Annotated in this window: 16 protein-coding genes and 1 pseudogene; 11 read left to right on the forward strand and 6 right to left on the reverse strand. The window is 34.6% G+C overall.

Going from position 1 to position 15619, the window contains the following annotated elements:
* The first annotated feature begins 95 nt into the window (after window positions 1-95).
* The 4 genes from ACKC83_RS04295 to ACKC83_RS04310 all read left to right on the forward strand — a co-directional run bounded on the left by ACKC83_RS04295 (window position 96) and on the right by ACKC83_RS04310 (window position 3348).
* Window positions 96-770: an SCO family protein gene (locus tag ACKC83_RS04295; RefSeq protein ID WP_434037136.1), complete on the forward strand. Its 675-nt coding sequence runs from the start codon at window positions 96-98 to the stop codon at window positions 768-770.
* Window positions 771-842: 72 nt separating this feature from the next.
* Window positions 843-1079 carry a FeoA family protein gene (locus tag ACKC83_RS04300; RefSeq protein ID WP_038526100.1) on the forward strand — a complete coding sequence of 79 codons (237 nt, stop codon included), beginning with the start codon at window positions 843-845 and terminating at the stop codon, window positions 1077-1079.
* Complete coding sequence (gene feoB, locus ACKC83_RS04305) at window positions 1072-3171, forward strand: ferrous iron transport protein B (protein WP_414036450.1); 2100 nt, start codon at window positions 1072-1074, stop codon at window positions 3169-3171. The genes ACKC83_RS04300 and feoB (ACKC83_RS04305) overlap by 8 nt, the downstream gene beginning before the upstream one ends.
* 36 nt (window positions 3172-3207) lie before the next feature.
* Complete coding sequence (locus tag ACKC83_RS04310) at window positions 3208-3348, forward strand: FeoB-associated Cys-rich membrane protein (protein ID WP_414036449.1); 141 nt, start codon at window positions 3208-3210, stop codon at window positions 3346-3348.
* Window positions 3349-3462: 114 nt separating this feature from the next.
* Here the strand turns inward: ACKC83_RS04310 and ACKC83_RS04315 are convergent, their stop codons facing one another.
* The 5 genes and pseudogenes from ACKC83_RS04315 to ACKC83_RS04335 all read right to left on the reverse strand — a co-directional run bounded on the left by ACKC83_RS04315 (window position 3463) and on the right by ACKC83_RS04335 (window position 9055).
* The gene (locus ACKC83_RS04315; protein ID WP_434037137.1) at window positions 3463-3774 is read right to left on the reverse strand and encodes an antibiotic biosynthesis monooxygenase family protein; all 312 of its coding nucleotides are present in this window, start codon (window positions 3772-3774) and stop codon (window positions 3463-3465) included.
* 174 nt (window positions 3775-3948) lie between these two features.
* Window positions 3949-6144: pseudogene (feoB, locus tag ACKC83_RS04320) on the reverse strand (ferrous iron transport protein B).
* A 3-nt stretch (window positions 6145-6147) separates the two neighbouring features.
* Window positions 6148-7170 carry a DtxR family transcriptional regulator gene (locus tag ACKC83_RS04325; protein ID WP_414036448.1) on the reverse strand — a complete coding sequence of 341 codons (1023 nt, stop codon included), beginning with the start codon at window positions 7168-7170 and terminating at the stop codon, window positions 6148-6150.
* 2 nt (window positions 7171-7172) lie between these two features.
* Window positions 7173-7823: a metal-dependent transcriptional regulator gene (locus ACKC83_RS04330; protein ID WP_434037760.1), complete on the reverse strand. Its 651-nt coding sequence runs from the start codon at window positions 7821-7823 to the stop codon at window positions 7173-7175.
* 482 nt (window positions 7824-8305) lie between these two features.
* Window positions 8306-9055 (reverse strand): TerB family tellurite resistance protein, encoded by a 750-nt coding sequence (locus ACKC83_RS04335; protein WP_414036447.1) that lies wholly within the window; start codon window positions 9053-9055, stop codon window positions 8306-8308.
* A 391-nt stretch (window positions 9056-9446) separates the two neighbouring features.
* On the opposite strand from ACKC83_RS04335, the gene ACKC83_RS04340 reads away from it, so the two are divergent.
* The 5 genes from ACKC83_RS04340 to ACKC83_RS04360 all read left to right on the forward strand — a co-directional run bounded on the left by ACKC83_RS04340 (window position 9447) and on the right by ACKC83_RS04360 (window position 12840).
* Window positions 9447-9857 carry a BrxA/BrxB family bacilliredoxin gene (locus ACKC83_RS04340; protein ID WP_038526087.1) on the forward strand — a complete coding sequence of 137 codons (411 nt, stop codon included), beginning with the start codon at window positions 9447-9449 and terminating at the stop codon, window positions 9855-9857.
* A 93-nt stretch (window positions 9858-9950) separates the two neighbouring features.
* The gene (locus ACKC83_RS04345; protein ID WP_414036446.1) at window positions 9951-10694 is read left to right on the forward strand and encodes a lysophospholipid acyltransferase family protein; all 744 of its coding nucleotides are present in this window, start codon (window positions 9951-9953) and stop codon (window positions 10692-10694) included.
* Between the two features lie 11 nt (window positions 10695-10705).
* Complete coding sequence (locus ACKC83_RS04350; protein ID WP_414036445.1) at window positions 10706-11692, forward strand: acyl-ACP desaturase; 987 nt, start codon at window positions 10706-10708, stop codon at window positions 11690-11692.
* Window positions 11693-11762: 70 nt separating this feature from the next.
* Window positions 11763-12416: an HD domain-containing protein gene (locus tag ACKC83_RS04355; RefSeq protein WP_434037138.1), complete on the forward strand. Its 654-nt coding sequence runs from the start codon at window positions 11763-11765 to the stop codon at window positions 12414-12416.
* 127 nt (window positions 12417-12543) lie between these two features.
* Window positions 12544-12840 carry an EF-hand domain-containing protein gene (locus ACKC83_RS04360; protein WP_434037139.1) on the forward strand — a complete coding sequence of 99 codons (297 nt, stop codon included), beginning with the start codon at window positions 12544-12546 and terminating at the stop codon, window positions 12838-12840.
* An 87-nt stretch (window positions 12841-12927) separates the two neighbouring features.
* Here ACKC83_RS04360 and ACKC83_RS04365 read toward each other — a convergent pair whose 3' ends face one another.
* A complete protein-coding gene (locus tag ACKC83_RS04365) occupies window positions 12928-13797 on the reverse strand; it encodes an AraC family transcriptional regulator (RefSeq protein ID WP_414036442.1) in 870 nt (289 codons plus the stop codon).
* Window positions 13798-14006: 209 nt separating this feature from the next.
* On the opposite strand from ACKC83_RS04365, the gene ACKC83_RS04370 reads away from it, so the two are divergent.
* Together ACKC83_RS04370 and ACKC83_RS04375 are read left to right on the forward strand one after the other, a co-directional pair.
* The gene (locus ACKC83_RS04370) at window positions 14007-14612 is read left to right on the forward strand and encodes a hypothetical protein (RefSeq protein WP_434037140.1); all 606 of its coding nucleotides are present in this window, start codon (window positions 14007-14009) and stop codon (window positions 14610-14612) included.
* Between the two features lie 167 nt (window positions 14613-14779).
* The gene (locus tag ACKC83_RS04375) at window positions 14780-15619 is read left to right on the forward strand and encodes an alpha/beta hydrolase family protein (RefSeq protein ID WP_434037141.1); all 840 of its coding nucleotides are present in this window, start codon (window positions 14780-14782) and stop codon (window positions 15617-15619) included.

Below are 15619 nucleotides of genomic sequence, written 5' to 3' on the forward strand. Positions count from 1 at the left end.
TACACCCTTTTTTTAACATGCATTTATCATATAAAGGGCTTCGGTAAACTTAATTTAACTCGTATTTTTGTGTCATACTCGATTTAAACTTCGCCATGTTATCATTTTTTAAAGATTACAAATACTTCGCCATTGTTTTTGCCATCATTTCAATAGTTATTGTATCTATTATTTACAATATTTTAGATGTCGAAAAACCACTTCCTATTTACCAACCTGCTCAAGTAGAACAAGAATTGGTAGATAGCACTCTTTACGATGTTAGAAAATATCATAAAATAGCAGATTTTAGCCTGACGAATCAGAATGGAAAAACCATTACTCAAGACGATTACAAAGATAAAATTTACGTGGCCGATTTCTTTTTTACAACCTGCCAAACCATTTGTCCGATTATGACCGATCACATGGCACAGATTCAAAACCAAATTTTAAATGATGACGAGGTTATGCTACTTTCTCATACCGTTACACCACAAATAGACACGATTGCTCAATTAAAAAGATATGCCTTAAAAAAAGGCGTTAATGATGCCAAATGGAATTTAGTTACAGGCGATAAAAAACAAATTTACGAACTGGCAAGAAAAAGTTATTTGGCCGTAAAAACAGTTGGAGATGGCGATGAATACGATATGATTCATACCGAAAATTTCATGCTAATCGATAAGAAAAAACAAATTCGAGGGTTTTACGATGGTACAGATCCAGAAGCCATTACACAGTTACTAAAAGACATTGAAACTCTAAAAAGAGAATATAAAAAGTAGTTTTAGTGCCACAATTTTTTTAGCATCACTTTTTACCTTACTTTTGCTTCTTTAAAATCAATCTAAATAAGTTTGCAGACAACTTTAGCACATCTAAAACGTGGAGAAACAGCTGTTATTACAGATGTTTCATCCGATCAAATTCCTTTAAAGTTAATGGAAATGGGTTGCCTTCCTGGTAATCAAGTGGAACTGGTTCAACTTGCTCCATTTAAAGATCCTATTTACCTCAACATAAATGGCACACATTTAGCCATAAGAAAGGACACTGCAAGTCTTATTTTAATTGAAAAATTATCGCATGAGTAAACAAATTAATGTTGCTTTAATAGGAAATCCGAATACAGGAAAAACATCGGTATTTAATGCCCTTACCGGTCTGCATCAAAAAGTGGGGAATTACCCCGGAATTACAGTCGAAAAAAAAGAAGGGATTTGCAAATTACCTCGTGGGGTAAAAGCGCACATTATCGATTTACCTGGAACATATAGTCTAAACGCATCGTCTTTAGATGAAAATGTAGTGATTGAATTACTATTAAACAAAAAAGATAAAGACTTTCCTGATATCGCGATAGTAGTTAGTGATGTTGAAAACTTGAAACGAAATCTTCTACTTTTTACACAAATTAAAGATTTAGAAATCCCTACTATTTTAGTGATTAACATGGCTGATCGTATGACGCGTCGTGGTATTTCTTTAGACATCCCTTACTTAGAAGAACAATTAAAGACTAAAATCGCAATTGTTAGTACACGTAAAAATCAAGGAATAGATCAATTAAAAGAACTCATTCTTAATTATAGAGAACAATCGACTACGCCTTGTCTTAATGCATCAGAAATTGACAAAGCTTATTTTGACCGGTTACAACAGGTGTTCCCAAATCAGTTATTATACAAACTTTGGTTGGTAATTACTCAGGATGTTAATTTTGGAAAAACAGATAGAAATGAATTTGATGCTGTAGCCGATTTTAAAACAAAAAGTAAAACCGATTTAAAACGACTGCAACAAAAGGAAACGATAAAACGCTATCAGTTTATAAATAACACCCTTAAAAAAGGTCAAACTATAGATCCGTCTCAAGCTACAGACTTACGAGCAAAATTAGATCGTATTCTAACGCATAAAGTTTGGGGCTATGTCATTTTCTTTTTTATACTATTATTAATTTTCCAAGCCATTTACGATTGGTCTAGCATACCAATGGATTTTATTGATTCGTCTTTTGCGTCTTTAGGAGAATGGGTTAAAACAGAACTTCCGGCCGGAGTATTTACAGACTTATTGGCCGAGGGAATTATTCCTGGCTTAGGAGGTGTGGTTATTTTTATACCGCAAATTGCCTTCCTTTTCTTGTTTATTGCCATACTTGAAGAAAGTGGGTATATGAGTCGTGTGGTCTTTTTAATGGACCGTATTATGCGCCGATTTGGATTAAGCGGAAAAAGTGTTGTGCCTTTAATTTCAGGTACTGCGTGTGCAATTCCTGCTATTATGGCCACTAGAAATATAGAGAGTTGGAAGGAGCGATTAATTACCATATTGGTTACGCCATTTACTACTTGCGCCGCAAGATTACCAGTATACCTTATTATTATTTCGTTAGTGATTCCTGAAGGTACATTCTTAGGACTAGGTTATCAGGCATTAACATTAATGTTATTGTATTTACTAGGGTTTGCAACGGCCATTAGTGCCGCTTACATTTTAGACCGCGTAATGAAACTTAAAAGTAAAACGTTTTTTGTAGTCGAAATGCCGAATTACAAAATGCCTTTATTTAAAAATGTAGCTTTAACCGTTCTTGAAAAAACAAAATCGTTTGTATTCGGCGCTGGTAAAATTATACTTGCCATTTCAATTATCTTATGGTTTTTAGCATCTTATGGTCCAGGTGAGCGTTTTAATGATGCCGAGAATATTATAACTGAAAAATATGCTTCAGAAAACTTATCTCAAGAGGATTTAGATCATAAAATAGATTCGTACAAATTAGAACATTCTTATATCGGGATTGCCGGTCATGCTATCGAACCTGCTATTAGACCACTTGGTTACGATTGGAAAATCGGGATTGCTATTGTAAGTTCGTTTGCCGCACGTGAGGTATTTGTAGGAACTTTAGCTACTATTTACAGTGTTGGTAATGACCAGGAAGAAACCATTAAAAACAGAATGGCAGGAGAAGTGAATCCTATTTTAGGCGGACCGCTTTTTAACTTTGCATCGGGAATTTCGCTGTTATTATTTTATGCTTTCGCCATGCAATGTATGAGTACCTTAGCCATTGTAAAACGTGAAACTAACAGTTGGAAGTGGCCAACACTTCAATTGGCATTCATGACGATATTAGCATACGTATCGGCATTTATAGCCTATCAAGTATTAATATAAATGAAAGTACACCGTAATTAAAACGACTTTAAAATTATGAATACAATCATTCAAAATATTTTAGTTTTTGCATCCTTAGGTATTGCAGTCGCTTTTATCATTAAGAAATTTTTCTGGAAAAAAGGAAAGTCTAAAAAAGCATGTGGCTCTGATGGCGATAGTTGCGGTTGTTCTTAAATCTTAACCTACAATCTCACTTTCATAACAATCACAATCAGGATTGATAATTTCTCGTTTTGCTTCAAAAAAATCACTACTTAGCGGAGTGCTTTTCGATAGTCTATATCCTCTCTAATGGTCACTATATTCAGAATCAAATGTTGTTTCAAAGTGTTCAACAACAGGAAAAGGTTCATAATAATGATGCAAAATATTTTTCCAAGACAAATAGTGTTCAGACTGCCTGAAACCAATAGTATGATCCTCTAACTTATCCCATTCAACCAATAAAATGTATTTATTTTTTTGTTCTATACACCGTTTTAGTTTGTGATTTAAATATCCATCTATAGCGCTAATATATGCACTAGCAATATTAAAATCTTTTTCAAATCTACTTTCAAATCCAGGTTTCACCTCAAGAATTGCAACTTCTAAAATCATCTATTTACTTTATTTCCTTATTGTAAAATTTTTATTGAATATCCGAATCATCTTGAACAGAAACTTATCACTAAATACTGATTTTTAAATATTATGAGTCGCCGATAACGTAATCTCATTCTGAAATACAAGCAAATAGAATCTTTAATTTATTTCTGAAAACATTCTAGTATTCTAAAAAACAATTCTCCAGACTTGAGCCACTAAAAAACAAACTACAAACCCCAAAATAATTGGCATTATAGAAGCAACAATCGTCCATTTGGCACTATTAGTTTCTTTATAAATTGTATATATGGTTGTACTACACGGATTATGCAATAAACTAAATAACATCAAATTTATAGCGGTTAATAATGTCCAACCTCCAGCTCTTAAAATATCACCAGTAGCATTTATAGAATCTAACTCGAACATCACTCCAGCACCTTCACCACCACCAATTCCAGTAACCATAACGGTCAGCATCAAAATCGTAGGAATCACAATTTCGTTGGCAGGAATAGCAACGATATAGGCCAATAAAATAACACCATTTAAACCTAGTAAGAATCCGAAACCATCCATACCGTTAACCAACCATGCTGCGATGGATTCGTCTCCGATATGCAGGTTAGAAATAAGCCAAATTACAGCCCCTGCAGGTGCCGCAAAAACTATGGCTCTCCATAATACAATTGCAGTTCTGTCTATTAAAGAGGTATAAATTGTTTTCCAAAAACGTGGCGGACGATAAGGTGGTAATTCCAAATTAAAGGTAGATACTTCGCCTTTTAAAACTGTATTAGAAAGCACCCAAGACACACCAAACATAAATCCCATTCCTAAAACAGCAATCCCTATTACGGCTAATAGCGAAGCTACACTAGATAATGATTCTGGCACTACAGCTCCAATAAAAATAGTTGCTATTAAAATCTGAGTTGGCCAACGACCATTACATAGCGAGAAATTGTTTGTAATAATTGCAATTAACCGCTCCCGAGGACTATCTATAATTCGGGTTGCCACAACACCTGCAGCATTACAACCAAACCCCATACTCATAGTTAAAGCCTGTTTACCATGCGCACCAGATTTATTAAATAAGGAATCTAAATTAAAGGCGACACGCGGTAAATATCCAAAATCTTCTAAAAGCGTGAACATTGGGAAAAATATAGCCATAGGTGGCAACATTACCGCGATAACCCAAGCCACAGCCAAATACACTCCATCGATTAAAAAACCAGCAAGCCACCATGGCATGTTAACACTTTCGGCACCACTAGTTAAAATAGGATGTATGGTATCTAAAAGCAACTCTGCAAGCAGTGAGGAAGGATAATTTGCTCCAATAATGGTTAGCCACAAAACCGTTCCAAGGATTAAAAACATGATGGGGAATCCCCACCTTTTACTTGTAACTATTTTATCGATTTTAGAATCTAAACGAAACCGTTTTTCGCCGTCTTCTGTTTTTACTGAATCTCTTACAATATCCGCCGCATCTGCATAGATACTTTCGGTAAGGTTATCGTGAAATTCATCACCAATTTGCCAACGCAAATCGTTAGATAACTCTATAATATTGTCTATATTATTTTCTTTCATGTAGTTGAAAATTTAGAGAAACTCTCCTGTTTTTAAAGCTTCAATAATTTGCTTATCTCCCTCTAACAGCCTGAAGGCAATCCAACGACTATTTGGGATATTAGGAAATTCTTTTTCTATTTCGGTGGTTAAGGTTTTAACCGCCCTTTCAATATTTTTAGGCACATTTTTAATGCGATGTGGTTTACACACAATTTTTCCACTTGCAATCTCACTAATGGTTTGGATTAATTCGGGAATCCCTTTATTAAAACGTGCACTTGTTGGCACCACAGGAATTCCTAAATCTCGTGATAAAGTTCTTATATCAATATCGACTTTATTACGTTTAGCTTCATCCATTAAATTTAAACACAACACGGCCTTATCGGTGATTTCAAGTATTTGAAGCACCAAATTTAGATTGCGTTCTAATCGATTTGCATCAGCCACAATTACTGTAACATCTGGCTTTCCGAAAAGGATAAAATCTCGAGCAACTTCTTCATCTTCGGATGTTGACAGCAATGAATATGTTCCTGGCAAATCTACCAGTTTGTATTTTTCTTTATTATATTCAAAACCTCCCTCTGCACGTGTTACCGTCTTTCCTGGCCAGTTTCCTGTATGTTGCTTTAAGCCTGTTAATGCATTAAAAACGGTACTTTTACCTGTATTTGGATTTCCGGCTAAGGCCACTACAAAGTCAAAATCGGTGGTTTGAACGCCTAATTTTTTTAAACCATCTTTATTAAAGTGGGCACAGGTTTCGCAAGCACTCTTTACAGCTGTTTCCATAATTTAAGATTTTTGAATTAAAATTTTAGAAGCCTGATCTTTTCGTAAGGCAATGGACGTACCTTTTATTAAGTACGCATTCGGATCGCCTAAAGGATTTAACAAATCGATACTAACCTCCGATCCTTTTACAAATCCGAGATCCAATAATCGTCTGCGACTATCTCCTCTATTCTCTTTTGAAATACCAATAATTTTAGCCGTTTCGTTTTCTTTTAAGCTCGATAAACGGGCTACATTTTCTTCTATATCAACTAACTTTTCTATAGGTGCAACAGTTAAGTTTGCCGCAACTATTGGCGCCAGTTTAAATTCTTCCCCTTCCGACTGAAATACAATCCGTGTGGAATTATTTTCGGTTATTTTAAGGACCGACCCCATATAAATGTTCTCAGCTAAAATTTGCTTATAAATAACTTCAGGCTCATCTTCGATATGTGTAATTCTTCCAACCGATCCCACTGCCAACAAAGGTAATTCTACGCCGTGAACATCGGCCAATTTCCCGCTTCGAGTAGGAATAGGATCGCCATGCGGATCGAATTGTGGGTGACCTAAATGCGCCGCCAACTCATCGGCCTCTTCATGACTCAAGCGGTGCTCCATAGATTCGGCTCTATCGTGCCACTCCTTTTTATGTACTCCTGTTTTATCGGCTAAATAACGTTCCCAAAGTCGGTGAACTCTAACAATTCTCAAGGCATAATCTCGTCCTTCAGTTGTAAGTTTTAAGGCATCGAATTCGGAATAAATTAAATCATTAATTGTCATTTTCTTTACGGCTTCTACGATGTCATCATTTTTATAATCTAACACCTGAACTAAGGTTTTCATATCTACCTTATTTTTTGAATCCTCGAAATGATAAAGTTGCTTTAGCACATCTTCAATAATTTCTTTTTCGTTGGATTTTAACGATTTTCTAATAATCCAAAACCAACCTTTTATTGGTCTAAATACAACATATAATAAGGCAACTACAATAAAAAATATTAGCAGTGCCAATAAAGGGCTGTAGTTTTCCATAGTTATAAGTTTAAGTATAAATTTTTCGAAACTTCATTAGAAATAATCATTTTCCCATCTGATGTTTCTATCGTTAAAGAATTGTCGAACGGTTCGAAATCTAAAACCTTAATAGTATCTCCAAGTGCTAAATTATTTTTGTTTAGATACTTTAAAAAGGCTTCGGAAGAATCTTTCACCAATGCTAAAACCCCCGTTTCACCTGTTTTAATATCTAAAATATTTACACTCTTTAAAGGCGAATAATTTCCGTTTTTATCCGGAATAGGATCGCCATGAGGATCGTGTGTCGGGCAACCTAAAAACACATCTAATTCGTTTACTAATTTTAACGATTTTATATGCTCCAATTGCTCTGCAACGTCATGAACCTCGTCCCAAGAAAAGTTTAATTTTTCAACTAAAAACACTTCCCAAAGTCTATGTTTTCTAATGACTAAAGCCGCCGCCGAACGCCCAGCCTCTGTTAAGGTCACCCCTTGATATTTGACATAATTGGCTAATTGCTTTTCAGCCAATTTTTTTATCATATCTGTTACCGAAGATGCTTTGGCTTCTATTTTTTCGGCAATCGCATTTGTACTTACAGGAACAGAACCCTGTTTACCTAAATGGTAAATAGCTTTTAAATAATTTTCTTCAGATAATGTAATCACTAAACACGTATTTATCACAAAGATACACAATTTACTTGAATACAAATATATTTTTAGTTTTACCTAAAAATTCGTTTGTAATTACAATAAAATATACAGTAGAATGCTCTGAAACCACTGTAAATATTAGAATAACGATAGATATAGAATATTAGCGCGCTTCTGGATTAAGCCACTGAATGGACTAGAAGATTAAGTGTTTTTTCAATCCGATGGCATTTGAGTGCTTATAGTCTTAAACAGAATTATATATCGGATTATGCCATTGCAAAAGAATTGATGGCTCGGTAATTATATTGAAAACAGGATATAAATCCTGAAAGCTGATGTAGAAGCAACAGCTAAAATAGTAACGGAGAGTAGGCACCATTAGAACCGTTGGCGACCTATTGTAAAGTATAATATGGTAATGTTAGCCTTTCGCATATAGATAAGATTAACCGAATGTATATGTGAAAGGCTGAAACAGTATATGATTTTTAAATAAAACCGCGTTCTTTTTGAAGCTGATCGTAAGCGTCCTGAACTTGTCTAAATTTTTCTTCGGCCCCTTTTTGATGTTCTTCACCTAAATGAAGCACTTTATCTGGGTGGTATTTTTTAGCCATAGTACGATAGGCTTTCTTAATCTGGTCGTTAGTTGCAGTTTTATCGATTTCAAGAATTTTATAGGCATTATCGCTACTGTTGTAAAACATGGCTTTAATACTTTCAAAATCTAATGCACGAATACCTAAATAGTTGGAGATTTCGTTAATAACCTCAACCTCATCTGCACTTACATTTCCGTCGGCTTTAGCAATACCGAATAGAAAATGAAGTAACTGAAGACGTGACGGATGATCCATCATCTGACGGATTTGCATACATACATCGCGAACAGGAATATTCTCTTGCTGACTTATATTTTTGAATAATTTAAAAGCGTGATTTGCACGGTCTTTCCCGTACATCCCGACAAACTGAGCACGCACAAAATCTAATTCGCGTTTATCACTTTTACCATCGGCTTTTATAACTATTGCGGCTAGTACTAATAGACTCACTTCAAAATCCCCCGATTTTGTTCTGGTTTGTGATGGCGCAGAAAAAGGTCCGTCACTACCAACTTTAATACCTCCGTTGGAAAGACCATCGACTACACTACCCAATGCAAATCCTAGAATCGCCCCTATTGGACCACCAAAAGACCATCCTAACGTAGCACCTAACCATTTTGAAACACTCATAATTTTATTTTTAAGACTGCAAATATACTACATGTAGTTTTAAGTGCTGTGGTTTTAATTTTATTGCTTTATATCTATATTAAAAGATACACTATAAGCGTTCGGATTTTACGAAAATTAATAAAAATATTGTCTAAATACTTAGTCTGATTAGAAAATGGTTCTTCTATATAACCAATCCATCAGGCACTCTCGCGTTAGGGATAGCAGTGGTATCCTTTTTGTTTTCTAAAAAAAACAAAAAGATATAACGTATAGCCCGACCTTGCCCGAGCAAGGTAACGCCCAAGAGATTACAAAGCCCGGCTTCTTTAGGTTACGTTAAAGTAATAAGGGGTTCTGTTTTAATTATGTATATTTGTGCTTTATTTATAAACAAAAATTTAAAACTATGTACCCAGCAGAATTAGTAAAACCAATGCGTGAAGATTTAACCAAAGTTGGTTTTGAAGAATTACACACTGCCGAGGCTGTAGATGCAGCGATAGCAAAAGAAGGAACAACTTTAGTCGTTGTAAATTCTGTATGTGGTTGTGCTGCAGCGAATGCACGTCCAGGCGCAAGCATGAGTATACAAAACGATAAAAAACCAGACCATTTAGTAACTGTTTTTGCAGGTGTAGATAAAGAGGCTGTAGATGCAGCAAGAGGTTATATGATTCCTTTTCCTCCAAGTTCTCCTTGTATTGCTTTATTTAAGGATGGCGAATTAGTACACATGTTAGAGCGTCACCATATTGAAGGTCGTCCTGCAGAAATGATTGCAGACAATCTTAAAGATGCTTTTAACCAAGTATGTTAAGTCGGATTTTGTAAAAAAATATAAACCACGCTTTTGGCGTGGTTTTTTTATATCTTAAATTTGCCACCAAACAAAACCTGTAAGCTCCAATTAATGAAAATTCTAGCGTATCCACTAACAGCATTATATGCTCTTGCGTTTTTATTATCGATATGTATTTTTCATCCTATATTATGGATTAGCCACCGTGTGTTTGGCTACAATGCATTACAACATAGTGTAAATGCCTTACAATTTGTATTGTTGCGTTGCTTAAATATTCTTGGCACCCGTTTTACATTCACCAACAATTTTGATAACGAGATCCCAAAGGATGCTCCGTTAATAATAGTATCTAATCACCAAAGTATGTACGACATTTCGCCAATACTTTGGTATATGAGACAGTACCGCCCAAAATTTATTAGCAAAAAAGAATTGGGTTCGGGCATACCTAGTGTATCTTATAATTTACGCCATGGTGGCTCTGCATTAATCGACAGGAAAAACCCAAGGCAAGCGATTCGTGCCATATATGATTTTTCTGCTTTTATAAAAGAAAACAACTATGCTGCAGTTATTTTCCCTGAAGGTACACGAAGTAAAAATGGGCACCCAAAACGGTTTCAACGTCATGGTTTACAAACTTTAATAAAAAACATACCTAATGCAACCGTAGTGCCGTTAACCATAAATAATTCATGGAAAACGTTAAAATACGGTAAATTTCCTATGGGATTAGGGGCTCATATTACATTAACTATTCATAAACCCATAAATTTATCTACCTTTACAGGCACTACAGACACTTTAATTGACGAAATTGAACACACTGTAACACAAAGTATAAACCATTAAAACTTAACATTATGTCATTAAAAAATGTAAGGTTAGAAGTGATGCAGTTCTTAGAAAAAGACGTAGACGCTTTAATAGAAAAGTATTTAATTCCGATTGAAACTATTTGGCAACCAACAGATTTCTTACCAGATTCTGAAAGTCCAAAGTTTTTTGACGAAGTAAAAGAAATAAGAGAGTTAGCTAAAGATTTACCTTACGATTTCTGGGTAGTTTTAGTTGGAGATATGATTACCGAAGAGGCCTTACCAACCTACGAATCCTGGTTAATGGATGTAGAAGGTGTTGGACAAATAGAACGTAACGGTTGGTCTAAATGGGTACGTCACTGGACAGGTGAAGAAAACCGCCACGGCGATGTGCTTAACAAATACCTTTATCTTTCTGGACGTGTAAATATGCGTGAGATAGAGAAAACAACACAGCATTTAATTGCTGATGGTTTTGATATTGGTACAGACCGCGACCCGTATAAAAACTTCGTGTATACAAGTTTCCAAGAACTTGCCACATACATTTCTCATAACCGTGTAGCTAAACTAGCTAAAGAACGCGGCAACAAACAACTAAGCAAAATGTGTAGAATTATTTCGGGAGACGAAATGAGACACCATAACGCCTATAGCGAATTTGTAGAGCGTATTTTTGCAGTAGATCCTAGCCAAATGATGATGGCGTTTCACTACATGATGAAACAAAAAATTACAATGCCAGCGCACTTTTTAAGAGAATCTGGCGGACAAATAAGTTCGGCTTTCGAAGAATTTTCGAATACCGCACAGCGTATTGGCGTGTATACATCTATGGATTATATAGATATTCTTGAGAAGTTACTTAAACGTTGGGAAATTGAAAAAGTTACCGGCTTAACAGACGAAGCTGAAAAGGCAAGAGATTACCTTATTAAACTTCCAAGCAGAATGACACGTATTGCAGAGCGTATGAAAGTCCCTGAAAATTCGTTCGAATTTAAATGGGTAGAGCCTGCTAAATTATAAATCGACTTATACCTTTATATAACACAAAAATTCCTTTCTGTCTCAGTTAGGAATTTTTACTTTTATAGCTATGACGAAAGACCTACAAATACAGACTACAATTAATTTTGTAAAAGAAAAATTAGAAGGTGCCGAAGGAGGCCACGATTGGTTTCATATAGAGCGGGTTTATAAAAACTCGAAATTAATTGCCAAAACCGAAGATGTAAATCTATTTGTTGTAGAACTTGGTGCGTTACTTCACGATATAGCCGATAGTAAATTTCATGATGGCGATGAAACTGTTGGCCCAAAAGTAGCCTCTGAGTTTTTAAAAACGATTGAAGTTGACGAGGAAACCATTCAGCATGTGATTAATATTATAGAAAACATATCTTATAAAGGCGGGAATTTTAAAGCGACGTTTTCTTCACCCGAATTAAATGTGGTGCAAGATGCCGACCGATTAGATGCTATTGGTGCCATTGGAATTGCCAGAACCTTTAATTATGGAGGCTTTAAAAACCGTGCACTTTACAACCCTGAGATTGCACCTAATCTAAATATGACAAAAGCGGCATATAAAGCATCTAACGCGCCTACAATTAATCATTTTTATGAAAAGCTTCTACTTTTAAAAGACAAGATGAATACAGAAACGGGGAAACACATCGCAACTCAACGCCACGATTTTATGATTGCATTTCTAGATCAGTTTTACGCCGAATGGAATGGTGAGAAGTAAACCTACTGCGATGTAACCCTCAATATTTCAAAAGATATAACATTACAAATATTTTATTTCAGGTTAAACTATTTCATTTTTTTATGGTCTTAAGGTATTATATCAATAACCTTTAAAACCAAATAAGATGAAATTAAAAACATTAACATTCGCCATGCTAAGCTTAGCATTTTTCGCGGTATCATTTTCTGCGCAAGCACAAGATAAAAAAAGAGAGCCAAATCCTGAAAAAATGCTAGAGCGCATGGATACAGATAAAAATGGCACCATATCTTTAGAAGAGTTTAAATCTGTAAAACGAAAAAAAGAAGTCGACGCTAAAACTTTAGAAAAAAACTTTGCCAAAATCGATGCCGATTCTAACGGACAAATCACATTAGAGGAATTAAAGAAGCAACCGAAAAAAGACAAAAAGAAAGACTAAACTAATTGTTTAACTTTAAATAAGAAAAAACCCTTCAAACACATTAATTTTGAAGGGTTTACTTTTTATACTGGTATTCAATTAAACTTATTGAATAATACGAGTCATTTCACTTCTGTACTTAGAAGCGCTCGTTCCTGTAATTTCATTAAAGAATTTATTAAAATGCGAGAAGTTATTAAATCCGCATTCAAAGCAAATATCGGTAATACTCATTTCGCTTTCCTGTAATAATTTAGTGGCGTGTACCACACGGTATTCGTTTACTAATTTGGTAAATGTCTTTCCTGTTGCTTTTTTAAAGAATCGGCAAAATGCAGGAACAGTCATGTTTGCCTGATCGGCAATATCTTCTAAACTAATATGCCTCTGAAAGTTGTTATTTATATATCTAAAAATAACATCAACCTTAGCGCTATCTTGTGGTTCGGTTTCAAAAGCAACACCGTCTACATTTAATAAGCTATAATGCTCAGAGACTGCTAAATCATTCAATATTTCTAATAATTTCAGAACGCGATTAAAGCCTTGGTACTCCATTAAGGTTTCAATCTTAGGCCCAACAATTAATTTTGTTTCTGGTTTAAAAAGCACGCCCTTCTTTGCGCGTTCGAATAGCATGGCAATACGTTCTGTTTCTGGAAGTTTTAAAAATTGTTCTCCTAAAAAATTTGGTAAGAATTGTACAATGGTTTCAGAACCGCGAGCGGTTAGTCGATCTGCAAAACCATTATGAGGTAAATTAGAACCTATTAGTATAAGCTGACTATTATTAAAGTATGATAAATGATTTCCTATATGACGTTTTCCTTTTCCTTTATTAACATAAACTAATTCTAGTTCAGGATGGAAGTGCCAAAAAGGCTTATTAGTATGCGCTTCTTGAGTATGTTGCCTAACAACCAACGAGCTACCAAAACTTGGCGTTACTTTTCTATATGTTGGTTTTAATTTCATTCGTATTTCACATTTGTATTACAAAAATACAAAATGTATATGGGATAGTATGTGTATAATTAGCTCTAAAATATACTATTTTACCTTTACAATTTCTTAACATTTATATCACAGTTAATATAGCACATAAAGTAGCCAATATCGTTGTTTTCCATCGTCTCCTTCCACCATATCTTTGCCATGTAATTAAGTTACAAAATTTTATTATTATGAGAAAATTATTAGCCCTTAGTATTTATATGTTTGCAATGGTAACTGGAATATCTAGTTATGCGAACGACAATTTATCTAACGTAGATAGCAGAAAAAAATCAGAAATTACATTAACGCTTAACCACGTAAAAGCAGGTCAGTTACTATCTATTAAAGATGAGTACGGAATTGCATTATACAAGTCTACAATTTCAACTTCAGGAGCTTACAATAACACATTCGATTTAACAGCTTTACCTAATGGTGACTATTCTTTCGAACATGAAAAAGGATTAGAGATTAAAATTATTCCTTTTACTGTATCTAACGAAGAAGTTACTTTTAACAGAGAAGAAGAAAGAAGCATTTTTAAGCCTTCTGTAAAATTTAAAAATAATGCTGTGTATTTAACACAATTAGATTTAGATAAAGAAGAGGTATCAGTAAATATTTATTATTCATCTAACGATAGTTATTCAAATGATGAATTAATTTATACTGAAAAAATATCTGACGAAGCTAGTATCCAACGTATATACAGCTTATCTGAAAAACGTGCAGGTCATTACAAAGTATTCATTAGTGCAAACGGAAGAAATTACGTTGAACACTTCAAAATATAGTTTTAATTTTAATTAGATAGTTAGTTAAACTATGTCAATTAGTTAGTTTGTTTGTAAGAGTGGGGCTGGTTACCTCACTCTTTTTTTTGTTTTATACTTAGCTGAGTCTCTCTAAAAGTTTTAACTTTAGATGAGATTTTTTTTGAATACAAACCACTCTTTTTAACATGACACACCATTTAAATATACCACTTCAAGGCAAACACGGGAAGCCCATTTTAACAGATGTATGTTATACCAAAAACAATTTACTTAAACCCATAATTATTTTTTGTCATGGCTACAAAGGGTTTAAAGATTGGGGCGCTTGGAACCTCATGGGTGAGGCCTTTGCTAAAGCAGGTTACTTTTTTATAAAATTTAATTTCTCACATAATGGTGGCACACCAGAGCAACCCATAGATTTTCCAGATTTAGAAGCCTTTGGTCAGAATAATTACACCAAAGAATTAGACGATTTAAAATCGGTAATCGACTGGATTACAAACAGTACTGATTACAATACAGAAGTAAACACCGATAACATCTCTTTAATTGGTCACAGTCGTGGTGGTGGTATTGTAACCATAAAAGCCGAAGAAGACCCACGAATTACAAGCGTAATTAGTTTAGCCGGTGTTAGCGATTATGCCTCTAGAATGTCTAGTGGAGACGCCCTAAAACAATGGAAAACCAACGGTGTAGAATATGTAGTAAATGGAAGAACAAAACAAAACATGCCCCATTATTATCAGTTTTTCGAAGATTTTAAAGCTCACGAGAATCGGTTAAATATAGAGCGTGCGACGTCACAGTTAAAAATTCCGCATCTTATTATTCATGGCGATAACGATTCCAGTGTTAAAATTGAGGAAGCTTACAATTTGCACCAATGGAATCCAGATAGCAAATTAAAAATTATTGCAGGCGCTAATCATGTATTTGAAACGTCTCATCCTTGGAATCAGGACCAATTATCCATTCAGCTTCAAGAAGTGGTTAATACGGTATTAGATTTTTTAAAATAA

The sequence above is a fragment of the Formosa bonchosmolovskayae genome, from assembly GCF_051016085.1.
In the GTDB taxonomy this organism is placed as follows: Bacteria; Bacteroidota; Bacteroidia; order Flavobacteriales; family Flavobacteriaceae; genus Formosa.

Bases quoted from the DNA above. Each gene is read 5' to 3' on its own strand.
- ACKC83_RS04345 (WP_414036446.1), top strand. From the start codon at position 9,951: ATGAAAATTCTAGCGTATCCACTAACAGCATTATATGCTCTTGCGTTT.
- ACKC83_RS04350 (WP_414036445.1), top strand. From the start codon at position 10,706: ATGTCATTAAAAAATGTAAGGTTAGAAGTGATGCAGTTCTTAGAAAAA.
- ACKC83_RS04355 (WP_434037138.1), top strand. From the start codon at position 11,763: ATGACGAAAGACCTACAAATACAGACTACAATTAATTTTGTAAAAGAA.
- ACKC83_RS04310 (WP_414036449.1), top strand. From the start codon at position 3,208: ATGAATACAATCATTCAAAATATTTTAGTTTTTGCATCCTTAGGTATT.
- feoB (WP_414036450.1), top strand. From the start codon at position 1,072: ATGAGTAAACAAATTAATGTTGCTTTAATAGGAAATCCGAATACAGGA.
- ACKC83_RS04360 (WP_434037139.1), top strand. From the start codon at position 12,544: ATGAAATTAAAAACATTAACATTCGCCATGCTAAGCTTAGCATTTTTC.
- ACKC83_RS04335 (WP_414036447.1), bottom strand. From the start codon at position 9,055: ATGAGTGTTTCAAAATGGTTAGGTGCTACGTTAGGATGGTCTTTTGGT.
- ACKC83_RS04365 (WP_414036442.1), bottom strand. From the start codon at position 13,797: ATGAAATTAAAACCAACATATAGAAAAGTAACGCCAAGTTTTGGTAGC.
- ACKC83_RS04370 (WP_434037140.1), top strand. From the start codon at position 14,007: ATGAGAAAATTATTAGCCCTTAGTATTTATATGTTTGCAATGGTAACT.
- ACKC83_RS04375 (WP_434037141.1), top strand. From the start codon at position 14,780: ATGACACACCATTTAAATATACCACTTCAAGGCAAACACGGGAAGCCC.
- ACKC83_RS04315 (WP_434037137.1), bottom strand. From the start codon at position 3,774: ATGATTTTAGAAGTTGCAATTCTTGAGGTGAAACCTGGATTTGAAAGT.
- ACKC83_RS04295 (WP_434037136.1), top strand. From the start codon at position 96: ATGTTATCATTTTTTAAAGATTACAAATACTTCGCCATTGTTTTTGCC.
- ACKC83_RS04340 (WP_038526087.1), top strand. From the start codon at position 9,447: ATGTACCCAGCAGAATTAGTAAAACCAATGCGTGAAGATTTAACCAAA.
- ACKC83_RS04325 (WP_414036448.1), bottom strand. From the start codon at position 7,170: ATGGAAAACTACAGCCCTTTATTGGCACTGCTAATATTTTTTATTGTA.